This window comes from Lysinibacillus sp. GW247-5R2A, assembly GCF_059424475.1.
In genome coordinates, this window is the sequence record NZ_JBWKZL010000016.1 from 42,164 (window position 1) to 59,849 (window position 17,686).

The window sequence follows — 17,686 nt, forward strand, 5'->3', positions numbered from 1 at the left end:
AGTATATACTACGCTTAAAATAAGGAATTTTCAATATTTTCTGTAAGTTGTAGCATTTATGTTAAGAAAAGCTATTTTTTTCTTAATGTTTCACTTGAGAATTTATTTGATGAGGGGGAATGAAGTGAAAAATCAACCAATTAAAGAGGTAGATGCAGTTATTCTAGGAGCAGGATTTGCAGGCTTATATATGTTACATCAATTAAAGAGTAAAGGATTCTCAACGATCGTCTATGAAACTGGTGATGGTGTAGGGGGCGTTTGGTATTGGAATCGATATCCTGGTGCTAGATGTGACATTGAAAGTATTTATTATAATTATACTTTCTCTAAAGAATTATATGAAGAATGGACGTGGACATCTAGATTTCCTGAGCAAGAAGAAATATTACGGTATTTAAACTATGTGGCAGATCGTTTAAAATTACGATCCAATATTCAATTCAACACACGCGTCAAGGCTGCACATTTTGATGAGAAACAGCATAAATGGCTGATTCATCTAAATGATGGACATCAAGTTTTAGCGAAGTATTTCATTACAGGGATAGGCTGCCTTTCTGCAGCGAATGTTCCTAAGCTTCAGGGGCTAGATCAGTTTAGTGGAAAATGGTATCATACCGGGCATTGGCCCCATGAAAAGGTAGATTTCACAGGCAAAAGAGTAGGGATTATTGGAACAGGCTCCAGTGGTATTCAAGCCATTCCGGTAATTGCTAAAGAAGCCAAGCATTTAACCGTCTTTCAACGAACACCACAGTATACAATACCCGCTCGTAATCATCTGTATGATGAAGACTTTATACGACAGACTAAGGGGAATTCCGAAAATCTAAAGCATGCAATGAGGAATTCTGTTTCAGGCACACCTTTTGCCTATAACCACCCATCTGCCATTGAAGATAGTGATCATCATAGACAGAAAGTTTTTGAGGAAGCATGGGCACAAGGTGGTTTTGCCTTTGCATCTACTTATAAGGATTTATTAACAAATGAACAGTCGAATGAAAAGGCGGCAGCATTTATTCGTTCTAAAATATGCGAAACTGTTGAAGATCCGACCGTTGCAGAGAAGTTATGTCCCAAGTATATGTATGGCACAAAAAGACAAGTTTTAGATAGCGATTATTTTGAAACCTATAACAGAGATAATGTTTTACTGGTGGATGTAAAGGAATCGCCCATCTTAGAGATTACTGAATCAGGGATCCAAACAGCTAGCGATCATTTCGAGTTAGATATTATCATATTTGCAACAGGCTATGACGGCATGACGGGTCCCTTATTTAAAATAGATATTCGTGGAAGGAATGGCGTGACATTAAAAGACAAATGGGAAAATGGTGCATCGGTTCAAACCTATCTTGGACTAGCTACAGCCAATTTTCCAAATCTATTTATGATTACAGGTCCAGAAAGTCCTTCTGTCCTTGTAAATATGCCAATTGCTATAGAGCAACATGTAGAATGGATAGCACAATGCATCGATTATTTACGTGAACATGATATCGATGTCATGGAGACAAATGCGGAGGCAGAGCAGGCATGGAGTAAACATTGTCGAGAGATTGCGAATGAAACATTATATGTCAAGGGCGATTCGTGGTATACAGGCGCAAATATTGCAGGGAAACCACGTAATTTCTTAATCTATCTAGGTGGCTTCGACTATTACACAAAACGCTGTCAGGAGATTGCCCAAAATAATTATGAAGGCTTTCAGCTATTAAAATTAAAATCTATATCATAGTGTCTGAGGAAGGAGCATAAATAATATGGAGCAGCAAGTAGTGATTATTACTGGTGCGGGAAGCGGAATAGGTAGAGAAACAGCTAAACTACTAGCGACAAAAAACAAGGCATTAATATTAGTAGATTTTGATGAAAGGAGTGGTCAGGACACTTTAAAAGCTGTGAAAGAGCATCAGCAGCAGGCCATTTTTGTCCAAGCAGATGTTTCCAACAATCAAGATGTAAGGAAGTATGTGGATGCTGCCAAGCAGGCATTTGGTCGAATTGATGCTTTCATTAATAATGCGGGCATTTTAAGTCCACCCTCGTTGTTAGGTGATTTAGATGAGGAGATGTTTGATCGTGTAATCTCTGTCAATCTGAAAGGGGCATTTTTAGGCTTAAAGTATGTGCTAAAAGAAATGGAACAACAACAATCAGGTGTCATCGTGAATACCGCCTCAGCTGCTGGAATACAGGGGCAGCCCTATATGGGAGGCTATTCGGCAAGTAAGCATGGTGTTATCGGCCTAACTAAAACGGCTGCTATAGAATACGGACCTAGCGGTGTGCGCGTAAATGCTATATGCCCGGGTGGTGTTAGGACAAACATGACAAAGGGACTTGAAACAAGCCCTGAGGAGAATGGACCTCTAAGAAGATTAGCAAACCCTACTGAAATCGCAAATGTAATCGCTTTCTTAATATCGCAGGAATCTTCCTATATGAATGGTGCAGTTGTGACGATTGATGGCGGACTTACATCGTAAAGATCAGATAAAAGAGAGGATGAAGCATAATGGAACATCGTATTGATTCGGAACTAAAAGAATTATTAGCTGTTTTTCCACCTTTAGACTTAGACAATGTACAAGCTACAAGAGATGGGATGGCGGCTGTAGCTGTACCAGCAATAATAGACGAGCAGATTTTAGTTACTAATAAAATGATAGAAGGACCTGAAGAGGGTGTTGCACTGCGCATTAGAATCTATCAGCCAAAAGAGCAAAGTGAAATTTACCCAGCATTGGTGTGGATTCATGGAGGTGGCTATGTTTTAGGAGCTCCAGAGGGCGATGATTTGCTTTGTCAGCGCTTCGTTACAGATGCAAAGTGTGTCGTTGTATCAGTAGACTACAGACTTGCACCAGAGCATCCTTACCCAGTCCCACTCGAAGATTGTTATACTGCGTTAAAATGGGTGGCAGATCATGCAGATGAACTAAGGATTGATAATCAGCGTATCGGGATAGCTGGGGCAAGTGCTGGGGGTGGGCTAACCGCTGCTCTTGCATTGCTAGCACGTGATCGCAATTATCCAAAGCTTAGCTTCCAAATGCCTCTATATCCAATGATAGATGATCGTAATAATACACCATCCTCCTTAGAAATTACTGGTCATATGATCTGGAATCATTCCCTTAATCAAAAGGGATGGGAAATGTATTTAAATGGAGAAAACGGCAGTGACAATGTGCCACAATACGCTGCTGCTGCAAGAGCCGATGACTTAACTGAGCTTCCCTTTACTTACACATGTGTTGGTCAGCTAGATCCGTTCCGTGATGAAACGTTACAATATGTAACGAAGCTCTGTCAGGCAGGTGTCGATGTTGAGTTTCATTTATATCCAGGATGCTATCATGGCTTTGAAAGCTTAGTGCCAACTGCCGCGGTTAGCCTACGAACTGTTACAGAATATGTAGAAGCCGCTAAATATGTTTTAAATCGAACAGTCTCAGTTCCTTTATAAATTTTGACGAAAGTCTCGAAGCCTTGTTAGTTTAGGGCTTCGGGATTTTTTTGCTGAGTGCGAGAAATAGTTTGTAATTCCTCTTTTTAGGATAGACTTTTAGTAAGTGAAAGGAGGAGGTTTCAAATTGCTACAGTTTGATTCAAAAATAGTTGGAAAAGAGATAGGCTATGGTTATTTGCGAGATCATATTATTGATCGCGGTTTTACAATTGGTGGGAATTGGGAGTACCATAAAGGGAGCTTTGACGCGGTACTATGGAGAGGTGGCGGTGAAACGATCTATTTGCGCGTGCCCTTTATCGTAACCGTTGGGGAATTGGATAATGAAGATGCCCAAATTCGATTTCAAAAGCCTTTTGTCATTAAACATGTTGCTAACGTTGGCTTAGATTATGATGAAGGCTCATTACTAGATGCTACAGGAGCTAGTCAGTTCCAGACGCCGCTTGATAAGGATGGGTATATTCATGATAAAAGTAGATGGATACAGGCGGGTGAACAAGTAGTAGAAGAAAAAGTACTGCCTTTTTTTATCAACTAATTAGATAAATATGTATATTCTTTCGAGAAATCGTATGTCTTTTATCCTTCGATTTTTGGGAACTTATAATCAAAAATCAAAAATAGAATTGTCGTAAGAATTTACCAACCTTATAATAGTGTTAGCATACACTACTATAAGAGGTGAGTTTATGGATAAAATAACAATAGATGATTTTTATTATTCCTATCAAAAATTACGACAAGAACGACTCATCCATCGAAAAGAAGCTTATCTTAAAGTGCTAGAGCACACAAAAACATTTGGTGAAATAATTATGTTTGAAAGTATAAAAATAAGTAAAAGAGACGTCTAGGACCGACGTCTTTTTCTATTTTCAAAAAAAGGAGGAGACAAGATGAAGCGAATGATTCCCAGTTTGCTGCTAGCCATTTTGATGTGTGCAGCCTGTACTTCTACCAAGGAGAAGGATGAGAGGGTGGTAAAACAAGAAGAACCCTCAAAAGTCACTTCAAACGTTGAAATAATAGCGGAGCAATTACGAACACCTTGGTCGATCGAAAAAAGCGATACAGCGTTATATGTAACAGAAAGACCAGGCAATGTTGTAAAGATCATGGAAGGTGAAGTTGCAAGACAACAGGTCCAATTAAAGAAGGAATTATCAACAGCTCCTGAAGCCGGCCTCCTAGGATTTGTGTTAGCTCCTGATTTTACGACAACCCATATTGCTTATGCTTACTATACGTATGAAGAGGGATCAGCGCAATTTAATCGGGTCGTAACATTGACGCTAATCGATAATAAATGGCAGGAAACGGATCTCTTAATTGATCGAATACAGAGCGGTACATATCATCATGGCGGTCGTTTAAAAATAGGTCCCGATAGGAAATTGTATGTTACTGTTGGTGATGCCACTCAACCATCTTTAGCACAGGATTTAGATGCATTAGAAGGAAAGATTTTACGACTCAATTTGGACGGTTCCATACCGAATGATAATCCTTTTCCTCGTTCTTATGTGTATAGCTATGGGCATCGAAATCCTCAGGGATTAGCATGGGCAACGGATGGTACGATGTACGCAAGCGAACATGGCAATGCGGCCAATGACGAAATTAACATAATTGAAAAAGGGAAGAATTATGGTTGGCCACTTATGGAGGGAAGAGACAAACAGCAACATATGGTAGCCCCTCTATTTACCTCAGGCTCGTCGAAAACGTGGGCGCCGTCTGGTATTACTGTAGTAGATGATCAATTATATGCCGCAGCACTAAGGGGGACAGCGGTGCTAACATTTGATGTGAACATGAAAAAACAAGATGTGCTACTATCGGAATTTGGAAGAATACGAGATGTTTTTATGGATGGTAGCTACCTGTACTTTATTAGTAATAATACGGATGGACGCGGCAATCCACAACCCGATGACGATAAACTATATAGAATACCGTTATGATATAATATTTGTGAAAACATGGAATGGCATGATGAATGGAGAGGATTAAATATGGCTAATTATCTTAAAATCGCAGTAGCAATTGATTTCTCAGAACAATCATTGAAGGCTTTAGAAAGAGCGAGTCAAGTAGCAATGCAACACAATGCTACTTTGCAATTAGTGAATGTAATTGATACTAAATCTTTTGGAGCGGTGTCAGCATATGATTTAAAATATGCGGAAGAATTGAAGAAAGAAAACAAGAGTAAAATGGAAAGCTTAGAAAAGCAAGTGGTTCAGAAAGGTGTTCAAAGTGTAGAATCTGTAGTAGAGATGGGTTCGCCAAAGGGGATCTTGACACAGCTTACGGTTGATTTGATCGTATGTGGGGCAACCGGGTTAAATCGTATGGAAAAAATGATGCTAGGCTCTGTAGCAGAAAAAGTAGTACGTTATGCTCATTGTGATGTATTAATCGTTCGATAATTTTACGGAACTCTTCATCCTAGTTATATGGATAAAGACAAAACAAACCTGCTTGTAGGTAGATGACAAGCAGGTTTGTTTTTTTATTCGATTGTTTGTGCGTTATCTACAATGCTTTGAGGGATGTCAATTGTTTTAAGATGATTGAAATCAGTATAAGTAACGACTGATTTTGTATTCATTAACAATTCATCGCCTTCTACTGCCATTTTTAAATCAAAATTCATATCCATTTTTTTCGTATCGAAAGTTTCTTTATCAATGTGTAGCACATAGTTGATTTTTTCGATTGTTAATTGATCCATAGGGTTTTCTTCTAATCCCATGTCTTCTATTGATTTATTAATCTCAGAATCAATTAGCTCTTTAAATTTATCACCTTTTGCTTCTAATGTAAGGACATATTCTTTATCCGTTTGTTCAAATGTAAAATCATTAATAAACTTTTTAAGTTGTTCTAACTGTTCCTTAGCGTCAGCAGAAGCAGCCGTTTGATCTAAAATAGCATCAAAGTTCTCATCAGGAAGCTTTAACCAGCTGTCTGTAGTCACATCTTTCATGAAAAGGCCAGCGTCTTTTTTCATATACATTTCAATAGGCATGTCCGTTGTTTCTTGGCCTTCATTCATCATATCTGGCATCGACATAGAGCCTGATAAATGCATTGCTAATGGGTCGACGATAATGTCCATTTCCATCTTAGAGTTAATAGAGAACTCCATCGCCTCTTCACCAGATCCAACCTTCGTTACCTGTGTCATATCCATATTGGCACTAGCACTTTTTATGTCAGACTGACGATCCACAGCCTTGTCATACACTTGTTCTAAAGTGAGATTGCTAGTTTTAGTTGTGTCTTTCGTAGGTGTGGCACTTGAATTACAAGCAGCAAGCGTTAATGCTAGTGTTCCAACTGCTAGTACTTTAAAAATCTTCTTCATTACTTTCATCTCCTATTCTTGGTAAAAAACACTATCTACTAATATACGCCCAAGAAAAGGAAAAGTTTCGTTATTCTATAAAATGTATCTAAATACTTAGTAAAAAAACAATAATCTTGCAATAATGACCAGAAAGAAGCATGAAAATTAATAAAAAAAGCTGCCACCAACCAATCGTTTAATACGAAAGTAGGTGACAGCTTTTTGAGGAGCTTTTCAAAAAGCTCGAAAATATCTACATGTAATTGCTTAGTAACCCCAGATCATGGCAAACAATGTACCAATGATTGTTACAACACCTACGAATACTGAATATAAAATCGTTGTATATAACGTTTTCTTATCTTCAGATTCACCGATGTGCATGAATAACACTAACTGTACAGTTGCTTGTGCAAGGGCAGTGACAAGTAAAATAGCAAATGCCACTTTATAACTCATATCAAAGGTTACAACGGCTAAAGCGACAAGTGTCAGTAATAGTGAGAAGCCGAAGCCCATGACATGTTGTTTTGGGAATAATTCCTTCATCAGCTAATCAGTCCTTTCAAATAGACGAAGCTGAAGATGAAAATCCAAACAACGTCTAGGAAATGCCAGTACAATGAGAAGATAAACGCTTTGTTCGCTGTTTGTGGATTTAAACCACGTTTAGCTACTTGGATAATGATAGCTAGGCCCCAGAAGAAACCAAATGTTACGTGGGCACCGTGTGTTCCAAGTAATGTCATTAATGATGACAGGAATGCGCTTGTTTGAATTGTCGCACCTTCATGTACATAAGTGATGAACTCATCAATTTCAATAGCTAAGAAACCTAAGCCGAGTAAAAGGGTAATGATGAAGAAAGTCATCATTGCCTTTTTACGACCAATACGCATTGCATGAACACCCAGACCAATTGTGAAACTACTTGTTAATAATAAGAATGTTTCCCATAAAACTGGTGTTAACTCAAAGATTTCAGCACCATTCGGGCCACTACCTGTCCGTGTGTGAAGTGTGAAATACACAGTAAATAATGTGGCAAATAACACGATCTCGGCGCCAAGGAAAATCCAGAAGCCAAAGATTTTTAGGCGATTTTCCTCTGTACTATATTCTAATGGAAGTGAAGAATCGATTTTCATATTATTTATCACCTCTCAAGCTTTTCTCAGTTGCCATAACTTCCTCAACTGAAATATAACGACCATGGTCTTTTTCGAAAGAACGATGGATCATGAAGCCAAATACACCAAGCATACTAATGATGGCTGGCACCCACATATTGAATACAGCGAAGAATGCTGCAAGGAAGAAGAATCCACTCATCCAGAAAGGTGTGCCTGTATTATTTGGCATGTGAATTTTTTCAATTTTACCTGCTGTAATATCGCGACCTTCTTTTTTCGCGAACCAGAACTCATCTAAGCGAGTAACAGTTGGAACTACTGCAAAGTTGTATTCTGGTACTGGAGAATGAGTAGCCCATTCAAGTGTACGACCTTCCCATACATCTGCCTTTTCATTACGAGGCATATGTTTCCAGCTGTAGTAGATATTATAAACGATCAACGCAAAGCCGACTGCAAGTCCTAAAGCACCAACGAATGATAACATGTTCAATGGTCCATAGCCTGTTGATTCTGAGTAAGTGTACATACGACGAGCATAACCATCTAAACCTAAAATGAATAGTGGGAAGAATGTTACGTTGAAGCTGATTGCAATAAACCAGAACGCAGTTTTCCCTAATTTTTCATTTAAACGGAAACCGAACATTTTTGGCCACCAGTAGTGGTAACCTGCAAGTACACCGAATACTGTACCTGGAATTAAAACGTAGTGGAAGTGGGCAACTAAGAACATCGTATTATGATATTGATAGTCAGCACTTGCCATCGCTAGCATAACCCCTGTAACCCCACCAATTGTGAAGATTGGAATAAAGCCAAGAGCATAAAGCATCGGTGTTGTAAATTGAATTTTCCCGTTCCTCATCGTCAGTAACCAGTTAAATATTTTAACACCGGTTGGAACGGCGATTGCCATTGTTGTAATAGAGAATACGCTGTTTACCATTACCCCGTGACCCATTGTATAGAAATGGTGGGCCCAAACTACGAATGATAGTAAAGAAATGACAACCATACTCATAACCATTGATTTATAGCCGTACAAGTTTTTACGCGCAAATGTTGCAATGATTTCTGAGAAAATACCGAAAGCAGGTAGAATAACGATATAAACTTCAGGATGTCCCCAAACCCAGAATAGGTTGGCCCAAAGCATATCCATACCGCCGTCTTGCATGGCAAAGAATTTAGTACCGAATTGACGATCTAACATCATAAGAGCAAGCGCTACAGTTAATACTGGGAATGCGAATACAATAATTACGTTTGTAATTAAAATCGACCAAGTAAACATTGGCATTTTCATTAATTTCATACCAGGTGCACGCATTTTAATAATAGTCGTGATGAAGTTAACACCTGTCATTAATGTACCAATACCTGATAATTGAAGTGCTAAAGAATAATAGTTATTCCCTACAGTCGGACTGAAATCCGTACTTGCAAGAGGGAAGTAGGCTGTCCAACCAGCGTCTGGTGAACCACCGATAATGAATGATAAGTTTAATAAACCAGCACCTGCTGCGAATAGCCAAAAGCTGACAGCATTTAGACGTGGGAAAGCAACGTCACGTGCACCAATTTGAAGTGGGATGACAATGTTCATTAAACCAATAACAAATGGCATCGCCATAAATAAAATCATTAATAACCCGTGTGTTGTGAAAATTTCATTATAATGTTGTGCATCAAGAAGCCCGTTATCCGGAACAGCTGTTTGTGCACGCATTAATAGTGCATCGATACCACCGCGGAATAGCATTAATAATGCTACAGCGATATACATAATCCCGATTTTTTTATGGTCAACAGTTGATAGCCAGTTTTTGTAGAAATAGCCCCATTTTTTGAAATAAGTAAGGCCAGCTACGATAACGACTGCTCCAACTACGATACTAATAGCTGCCGCTAAAATCATCGGTTCTTGCATTGGATGGAATAATTCTTCCATACTCATTGGATGCGCTCCTTTCAAAATTAAAAATTAATAATCTACTCGTTCAAAGTTAAATGTAAATTAATGACCTGAATGTTCATTATTCATCTCTTCTTCAGACATGTCACCATGGTCCATGTCACCCATTTTCATGTTTTTACCATGTTCCATTGGGGCAGGGCTGAATTCTAAGTGTGTAGATGAGAAGCTTTGGCGACCAACATGCTCAGCTTTTAATAGCTCATCAAATTTTTCTTCTGTTAATGGTTTTTCTTTTGCTTTAACATCAGCAACCCATTTATCGAAGTCTTCTTGTGTCATAGATTGTGCTTCAAATTCCATTTCTGCAAATCCACGTCCATTGAAGTTAGAGTTACGTCCCATGAATGAACCCACTTCATCTGCTGCAAGGTGAATAGTTGTTAACATATCACTCATGGCATATTTTTGGCCTGCTAATTGAGGAATCCAGAAACTTGTAATCGGACCGAATGAGTATAATTTAAACTCAATTGGACGATCCACTGGAAGGTTGACATAGTTAACTGTTTCAACACCTTCTTCAGGGTAACTAAAATGCCATTTCCAGTTTGATGATGATGCATAAATTACTAAAGGTTCTTTATCGTCATATCCTGCTGGCTGAGCCTCTACAGTAGATGTTGTTCTTACAGTTACAACAGCCAAGAATGCAACAATAATAATAGGAATTACTGTCCATGTGATTTCTAGAAGATGGCTACCCTCTTCATGAGGTGGCTCATAATCTGCAGATGCTTTTGACGCACGATATTTAGTTAGCATAAAGGCTAAAAGCACATACACGACTAGTAATATAAAGGCCATTGTAATAATGGATAAAATAATTGTGTTTGATAATGTTTCTGCATTTGGTCCTTTAGGATTGAACACTGTTAATGGCTCACATCCAGCAAGAAGTGCAAGGGCACCCAATGCTACAAACATTAAACTTAATTTTTTCTTCATGTTTGACTCCTTTCTATAGAACGGCTATTCATAAAATTCATGTGTTTTTTGTCAGTTCACATTTATAAATAGTGGATACTGAGGTCACCTCTTTTATCTTGGCGTACCAATCAACAACTTAAGAATTTACAATGGCATGGTTCAATATGAAACATAAATCTTGAAGTTGATTGGTCTAATGCAAGCGTTAGCAAAATCAATGATTTGTGCAATCGTTTCACATACGTACATGTCTATAACGATTGTCACATCTTGTCGTTGTTTGCACATTGGATTATACGCCCTGTTTTTAAGAAAAAACATAATTTTGTTATGAAAATGATAGTAAAGATACATTGAATTTGAACATTTTTTGAACAAAAAACGTTATTTTAGTATTGGTATTTTAAGGTTTTGTTTATTAAACACTGTGGAAACGTTGAAAATACTGCATTCTTCATGTTTACCTAAGTAAATAGTTTTTTTTGTGAAAAATTGCATTTCACATTTTGGACGCTGTTTTGTAATAAAATCAGTATCCCATCGGACATAGTAATATATTTTATTTGCCTTTTTTCTATAAAAGGAGTAGAAGAAGACTCATTGTGTGGAAACATTAGGATGAACTATCAATGAAAGGAATGATTGAAAAGGGAATAAATGGGGAGTGTTATTAATTATGTTAATATAACAAATAGTTTTCTTGATTATACATAAATTTACATATTTATATTCTATTTGAAAAACGAAAAGCAACCTAAGTAAATTCTTAGATTGCTAATATGGTAGAAATTTTTTATGTTTATGAGAAAGATACGTATCGAATCAGCATTTTTTAGTCAGTCACCAAGTTTGAGCCATTTGGCTACTTGCCCATAGATTGTGTTTTGTAGTTTGGGGGCTTTATTATTCATTTTTAAAGAAAAATATAATGTCTTCATGAAGTTTAATGTACAAGTACGCCCACTAAAAAAGCTTTCATTATAACCTTGCGTCATTAAATGCATTTCAAACTTATCAAAGGCTTGTTCAACAAATTCAATCAAAGCTTCCTCCGAGTAGTTTTGTTGTAATAAGGCATCTACTATGTTGATTAATCGCTCTTCTTCATCATTGACATAGACAGTGCCTTTCCACGTGACAAGCTTAAGTGCATGTAAAATGGATGGAGCATATTGCAAATCGAATTTTGGATGTTTAATAGTCGTGGCGGCTAAATCAGCCCCATGTGAAATGCTATGAGCCCATCCTTTATCCTTTACGTAACCTCTTGTATCTTGTTCTAGTAAAAGATAACGTCCAATTTTTTTAAAGAACGGTTGCAACTCGTCATCTTTTAAAACAAGTATCTCGGCATCCTTTGCAAGTATACCTGCAATAAGCAGTGCAGAGAATGATCTAGTAAAGACACTGTCTGTTGGTGCTTCTCCGATATGTACATATAAAAATTCCTCACTTGTTGCTGTCTCAAATAATAATTGTAATTGTTGTGTGCTTAGTAAATTATCACTTAGTAAATCAACAAACGTACGATAAATTAAATGATCGCGCAATTCAGCATCAGTTGAGCCAATGTGCGTTAGCATCTCCTGTAAGAGCCATTCTCCATTGTCCTTCATCACTGACTGACGTTCATGCAGTGTCATAGTAGAAAAAGATTGTAGTGTTTCTTTTACATTCATTTTTATGTGCCTCCATCATAAGGTTTGTTCTATTATTATAGCTCCTTTTTCAAGCAAATCGACCAATTTGCAATCCTGATGCAGGATGTTTAGCCTTTTGCTGTTTGAATCGACAATACAAACACATTAATGTTGGTGGCTGTTATAATATTATTTCCAGAAACTATAGAAAGTTGTTATGATAGAAACGCAATAAAATGGAAAGGCTTAAATAAGAGTAACAAAAAAAGACATACGATGAAGTATGTCTATCTCTACCTATATTATGGCTGCTGATTTTATACCGATCGGCCACTCAATCAGTGAATGCTGGTTTGTCTTCAGCTCAACGAGAATATTGGTGTTTTTTATAGCATCAATAAGCCATTCGCTGTAATGACGATTCGGCTCAGGATGTTGTAAAATTTGATGCATATCTTTTTTGTCCACGTGTAACAGCTTGTCATTGCATTCGATGTTTACTTTTTGTGGAATAATGGAAAGAGTTTCATTTTGATGCCCAAGTGCAATAGAACCAGGAATTGTTCCAAGAATACGTAAAAGATAAGTGCTAGCTTCTTGCGTATACACATCAATTTTTGTACGTGTTAAAAATTCAAATTCAATCGGATTATCTGGAATAGGTCCGTCCGCTGTAGAAAATGAAATGACTTTAATCGATAATGCCTCGAATGCAGGTGAGATACAATGGTCAAATTCAGTGATTGTATCTAGTAATTGCATGTATTCCACTCCTTATTAAGAACTTGATTTTCTGTATGCAGATAACGAGGAAGAAAGTCTGCAAGTTGTAATAAATTTTAGACTATTCCAATTATAATACATTTTATTACAAAATATGAATGTAAAAGCAATTATTTTTTGTAAAAAATAAGAAACTTGTGGATTTTTTTAGTAAAAAATGGAAATGAAAAATAGAACAGAGGAGGTGAGGGAATTGACAAAACGGAAGCGTCATGTTATCAAACATGACAATATTATTGTTTTTCCAGGCGCTGTCCAAACATTAATACGTGAAGGGCATATGTTTGCTGAAAATTATCAATACGAGCAAGCAATTGCAAGTTTTGAAAAGGCCTTTATATATGAAACGGGTGATGAATTTGCCCTTAGCGCCTATGCCTTTGCTTTATACGAATTAAAGGATTATGACAAGGCAAAAGGTGTTTGTGAACAGCTTTTTGCAATGGGGACTACAATGTATGTGGAAGTCATGGAATTGTATATTACAATTTGTATGCAGTTGAAGGAATATCATCAAGTAGAGACGTTGATCACGACCCTCCTAGAGGAAAGTGTACTGCCAAGTGATCAAGTGGAGAAATTTGAACGATTAAAAAGTCTTAATAGAGAAGTATCCAAAAATCTTGAGAAAAAAGAAAATGTGCAACGGTTTATAGAGGAACAGGAGTATGAGCTTGAAAAATTTAGTGCACTAACTGCGAATGAGCAATCTATTAAATTACATCGTTTAATGGATACCAATGTAAGGCAGTTAAAAACGGCTTTGCAAGCAATTATTGAAAGTACGACCGTTCATCCTTTTGTCCAAAGCTTGGCTTTAATCCTATTAGTTGAACAGGAAGTTTCAATTGGTATTACGGTTTCAAAATTGGGGCATTCAAAAACGATAAACCCCGCACAACTCTCTTTACCAAATCGATTACCACAATATGGTGAAATAAAAAATATAGTTGAAAGTCAGTTGGCACAAGACCCAACGACGTTGGAAATGGTACAATACTTAATGGCGAAACATGCCATTGTCACATTTCCCTTTGAATGGCATCCATTTGAGGCAGAAGCTGTTGCGTATAGTTATATAGATTTTGTATCATCAATGCTAGGGAATGTGAAAGAAATGGACTATGAAATCGTAGACTTTTTACAAATGTTAGAAAAGTTAACGGAACTACATTAGGTATGAAAAAAGTTGAAACTATACACATCTATGTTATACTAAAATGGTTGTCAAAATCGTAGTTACGAATGAATTGTCTAACATCCTAAACTTGATTATTTATTTGGAGGTATTTATACATGTCAGCAAAATGGGAAAAACAAGAAGGTAATATCGGTACTCTTACAATTGAAGTACCAGCTGCAGAAGTAGATGCAGCAATGGACCAAGCGTTCAAAAAAGTTGTAAAACAAATTAACGTACCAGGTTTCCGTAAAGGTAAAATGCCTCGTAAAATGTTCGAACAACGTTTCGGTATTGAATCTTTATACCAAGATGCATTAGAAATTATCGTTCCTGATTCTTATGCAAAGGCAATCGATGAAGCTGGAATTATGCCAGTTGATTACCCAGAAATCTCTGGTACAGAAAACTTTGTACATGGTCAAGATTTCTCATTCACTGCACAAGTAACAGTTAAACCAGAACCAAAACTTGGTGACTACAAAGGTCTAGAAGTAGCTAAACTTCCAGTTGAAGTAACTGATGAAGAAGTAGATGCTCAAATTCAAGACCAATTAGCTCGTAAAGCTGAACTTGAAATTAAAGAAGACGAAGCAATCGTTGAAGGCGATACAGCAGTAATCGATTTCGAAGGTTTCGTTGGTGAAGAAGCTTTTGAAGGTGGTAAAGGTGAAGACTATCCACTAGAAATCGGTTCTGGTTCTTTCATCCCTGGTTTTGAAGAGCAATTAACAGGTGTGAAAGCTGGCGAATCTAAAGATGTAGTTGTTACATTCCCAGAAGAATACCATGCGGCTGAATTAGCAGGCAAAGAAGCTACTTTCAAAGTAACTGTGAAAGAAGTTAAAACAAAAGTTCTTCCTGAATTAAATGATGAATTCGCAAAAGAATTAGATTCAGAAGTAGAAAGCGTAGAAGCTTTACGCGCTAAAATTAAAGAACAAACAGAAGCACAAAAAGTAGCAGAATCTGATGCATCTCTTCGTGATGAGCTAGTAGAAAAAGCTTCTGAAAATGCTGAGTTTGAAGTACCAGCAGGCATGATTAACTCTGAAACTGATCGTATGTTGCAAGAGTTTGGTCAACGTCTACAAACACAAGGTATGAACTTAGATCTATACTACCAATTCTCTGGCCAATCTGAAGAAGATTTACGTGGTCAAATGAAAGAAGAAGCAGAAAGCCGTGTCCGTGTATCTTTAACACTAGAAGCGATTGCTGAAGCTGAGAAAATTGAAGCAACTGAAGCTGATATTGAAGCAGAATTAGAAAAAATGGCTGCTCAATTCAACATGACAAAAGAGCAAATTACAGGTGCTTTAGGTGGTACAGCAGTACTTGAAAACGACATCAAAATCCAAAAAACAGTTGAATTTTTAGTAGAAAACGCTAAAATTACTGAATAAGATTTTGTGTAATTAGATAGCTAAAAAAAAACAAGGTACGGCATTAAACCGTGCCTTGTTTTATCACATCAACTAAAAATCAGTCCCCTTAAAGTTTAGTACGACTCACTTTACACTTCACTTATACATAGTATTGTTTTTATTTTTACACGATGCTCATTTTACTTCATTCTGTAAGATCATAATAAAGACATTAACAATTAACATTTCTTCGAATGAAAAAAGCCTTGGTAGATGAATGTAGTAGATTTATAAATAAAAAGCTATGTAGCTGATCAAGATATCAGTAGTTGATGACAGCTTGAGTCTTATGTGTCAGTAGTGAAGAACCGAGACCTTAGAAACGGAAGGTCGCGCAAATGGGTTCCTGAAAAATATGCTGCAGACGGCGAATGAAGTAAACAACATGATGTTATAATCTACTTGCATGAATGCGAAGGCATAAATGATGCAGACAATTTATTTGATAAAGGTTCAATAATCTTGTAAGATTGTTGCTTGAATAGGGGTGAAACATATTGTTCAAATTTAATGATGAAAAAGGCAATTTAAAATGCTCATTCTGTGGAAAACCACAAGAACAAGTGCGTAAATTAGTAGCAGGTCCTGGTGTGTATATTTGTGATGAGTGTATTGAGCTTTGTTCAGAAATCGTTGTAGAGGAACTAGGTGTAGAAGAGGAAATCGAATTCCAAGATATCCCGAAACCAAAAGAGATTCTAACGATTTTAGATGAGTATGTAATTGGACAAGAGCGTGCTAAAAAAGCATTAGCAGTTGCGGTTTATAATCACTATAAACGCATCAATACAAACAGTAAAATTGATGATGTTGAACTGGCAAAATCGAACATTGTGTTAATCGGCCCGACTGGTAGCGGTAAAACATTATTAGCTCAAACGTTAGCACGTATATTAAATGTTCCATTCGCCATTGCAGATGCTACTTCATTAACTGAAGCAGGATATGTGGGTGAGGACGTTGAAAATATTTTATTAAAGCTAATCCAATCAGCAGATTATGATATCGAACGCGCTGAAAAAGGTATTATCTATATTGATGAAATCGATAAAGTTGCACGTAAGTCAGAAAACCCATCCATTACACGCGATGTTTCTGGCGAAGGTGTTCAGCAGGCACTTCTAAAGATTTTAGAAGGAACTGTTGCGAGTGTTCCACCACAAGGTGGCCGAAAACATCCTCATCAAGAGTTTTTACAAATCGATACAACCAATATTTTATTCATTGTTGGTGGAGCATTTGATGGCATTGAATCCATCATTAAACGTCGCCAAGGTGAAAAAATAATTGGATTTGGTTCAGATCCGAATATAGTGGACGTAGATGAAGGTTCTATCATGTCTAAGCTGATTCCTGAGGATTTACTGAAATTTGGTCTAATTCCAGAGTTCATTGGTCGATTACCAGTACTTGCTAGCCTAGAGCAATTAAATGAAGCTGCACTAGTACAAATTTTGACAGAGCCTAAAAATGCGTTAGCTAAGCAATATCAGAAAATGCTTGAACTAGACGGTGTTGAGCTTGAGTTTGATGAAGGTGCACTTGCGGAAATTGCGAAGGAAGCAATTGAGCGTAAAACAGGTGCACGTGGTCTTCGTTCAATAATTGAGTCAACGATGCTTGATGTAATGTACGAACTGCCTTCACGTGAAGACGTAAAAAAATGTATCATTACTGCAAAAACAATTACGGATAAAGAAAAACCGAAATTGCTTCTTGAAGATGGCACTGAACTCGATGAAGGTAGCGACACAAAAACTTCAGCATAGC

At 37.2% G+C, this 17,686-nt stretch carries 17 protein-coding genes; 10 read left to right on the top strand and 7 right to left on the bottom strand.

Annotated features, from left to right (window positions below; all coding sequences use genetic code 11):
* The first annotated feature begins 124 nt into the window (after positions 1-124).
* From AC07YC_RS20605 to AC07YC_RS20635, 7 genes are all read left to right on the top strand, one after another.
* Entirely contained in the window at positions 125-1,750 is a 1,626-nt protein-coding gene (locus AC07YC_RS20605; protein ID WP_494920316.1) for a flavin-containing monooxygenase, read from the top strand.
* A 25-nt stretch (positions 1,751-1,775) separates the two neighbouring features.
* Positions 1,776-2,501: an SDR family NAD(P)-dependent oxidoreductase gene (locus AC07YC_RS20610; RefSeq protein ID WP_494920317.1), complete on the top strand. Its 726-nt coding sequence runs from the start codon at positions 1,776-1,778 to the stop codon at positions 2,499-2,501.
* A gap of 29 nt (positions 2,502-2,530) precedes the next feature.
* Complete coding sequence (locus AC07YC_RS20615; protein WP_494920318.1) at positions 2,531-3,484, top strand: alpha/beta hydrolase; 954 nt, start codon at positions 2,531-2,533, stop codon at positions 3,482-3,484.
* A 127-nt stretch (positions 3,485-3,611) separates the two neighbouring features.
* Positions 3,612-4,028 carry a YugN family protein gene (locus AC07YC_RS20620; RefSeq protein WP_025114584.1) on the top strand — a complete coding sequence of 139 codons (417 nt, stop codon included), beginning with the start codon at positions 3,612-3,614 and terminating at the stop codon, positions 4,026-4,028.
* A 151-nt stretch (positions 4,029-4,179) separates the two neighbouring features.
* Positions 4,180-4,344: a hypothetical protein gene (locus tag AC07YC_RS20625; RefSeq protein WP_008180835.1), complete on the top strand. Its 165-nt coding sequence runs from the start codon at positions 4,180-4,182 to the stop codon at positions 4,342-4,344.
* A gap of 42 nt (positions 4,345-4,386) precedes the next feature.
* Positions 4,387-5,454 (top strand): PQQ-dependent sugar dehydrogenase, encoded by a 1,068-nt coding sequence (locus AC07YC_RS20630; protein ID WP_494920319.1) that lies wholly within the window; start codon positions 4,387-4,389, stop codon positions 5,452-5,454.
* Positions 5,455-5,505: 51 nt separating this feature from the next.
* Positions 5,506-5,922, top strand: a complete 417-nt coding sequence (locus AC07YC_RS20635) for a universal stress protein (protein ID WP_494920320.1) — start codon at positions 5,506-5,508, stop codon at positions 5,920-5,922.
* A gap of 83 nt (positions 5,923-6,005) precedes the next feature.
* On the opposite strand, the gene AC07YC_RS20640 is transcribed toward AC07YC_RS20635, so the two are convergent.
* The 7 genes from AC07YC_RS20640 to AC07YC_RS20670 form a co-directional block, all read right to left on the bottom strand.
* Complete coding sequence (locus tag AC07YC_RS20640) at positions 6,006-6,863, bottom strand: DUF6612 family protein (RefSeq protein WP_402794131.1); 858 nt, start codon at positions 6,861-6,863, stop codon at positions 6,006-6,008.
* 249 nt (positions 6,864-7,112) lie between these two features.
* The gene (gene qoxD / locus AC07YC_RS20645; protein ID WP_008180843.1) at positions 7,113-7,394 is read right to left on the bottom strand and encodes a cytochrome aa3 quinol oxidase subunit IV; all 282 of its coding nucleotides are present in this window, start codon (positions 7,392-7,394) and stop codon (positions 7,113-7,115) included.
* The gene (qoxC, locus tag AC07YC_RS20650; protein WP_025114588.1) at positions 7,394-7,993 is read right to left on the bottom strand and encodes a cytochrome aa3 quinol oxidase subunit III; all 600 of its coding nucleotides are present in this window, start codon (positions 7,991-7,993) and stop codon (positions 7,394-7,396) included. The genes qoxD and qoxC overlap by 1 nt, the downstream gene beginning before the upstream one ends.
* Before the next feature lies 1 nt (position 7,994).
* A complete protein-coding gene (qoxB, locus tag AC07YC_RS20655) occupies positions 7,995-9,938 on the bottom strand; it encodes a cytochrome aa3 quinol oxidase subunit I (protein WP_008180847.1) in 1,944 nt (647 codons plus the stop codon).
* A gap of 60 nt (positions 9,939-9,998) precedes the next feature.
* Complete coding sequence (qoxA, locus tag AC07YC_RS20660; protein ID WP_494920321.1) at positions 9,999-10,904, bottom strand: cytochrome aa3 quinol oxidase subunit II; 906 nt, start codon at positions 10,902-10,904, stop codon at positions 9,999-10,001.
* Between the two features lie 818 nt (positions 10,905-11,722).
* Positions 11,723-12,565: a DUF2785 domain-containing protein gene (locus tag AC07YC_RS20665; RefSeq protein ID WP_494920322.1), complete on the bottom strand. Its 843-nt coding sequence runs from the start codon at positions 12,563-12,565 to the stop codon at positions 11,723-11,725.
* Between the two features lie 258 nt (positions 12,566-12,823).
* Positions 12,824-13,288, bottom strand: a complete 465-nt coding sequence (locus tag AC07YC_RS20670) for a hypothetical protein (RefSeq protein WP_494920323.1) — start codon at positions 13,286-13,288, stop codon at positions 12,824-12,826.
* A gap of 205 nt (positions 13,289-13,493) precedes the next feature.
* On the opposite strand from AC07YC_RS20670, the gene AC07YC_RS20675 reads away from it, so the two are divergent.
* From AC07YC_RS20675 to clpX, 3 genes are all read left to right on the top strand, one after another.
* Complete coding sequence (locus AC07YC_RS20675) at positions 13,494-14,486, top strand: hypothetical protein (RefSeq protein WP_494920331.1); 993 nt, start codon at positions 13,494-13,496, stop codon at positions 14,484-14,486.
* 119 nt (positions 14,487-14,605) lie between these two features.
* Positions 14,606-15,895 carry a trigger factor gene (gene tig / locus AC07YC_RS20680; RefSeq protein ID WP_036119311.1) on the top strand — a complete coding sequence of 430 codons (1,290 nt, stop codon included), beginning with the start codon at positions 14,606-14,608 and terminating at the stop codon, positions 15,893-15,895.
* 518 nt (positions 15,896-16,413) lie between these two features.
* Positions 16,414-17,685 (top strand): ATP-dependent protease ATP-binding subunit ClpX, encoded by a 1,272-nt coding sequence (gene clpX / locus AC07YC_RS20685; RefSeq protein ID WP_008180649.1) that lies wholly within the window; start codon positions 16,414-16,416, stop codon positions 17,683-17,685.
* Position 17,686: the final 1 nt, after the last annotated feature.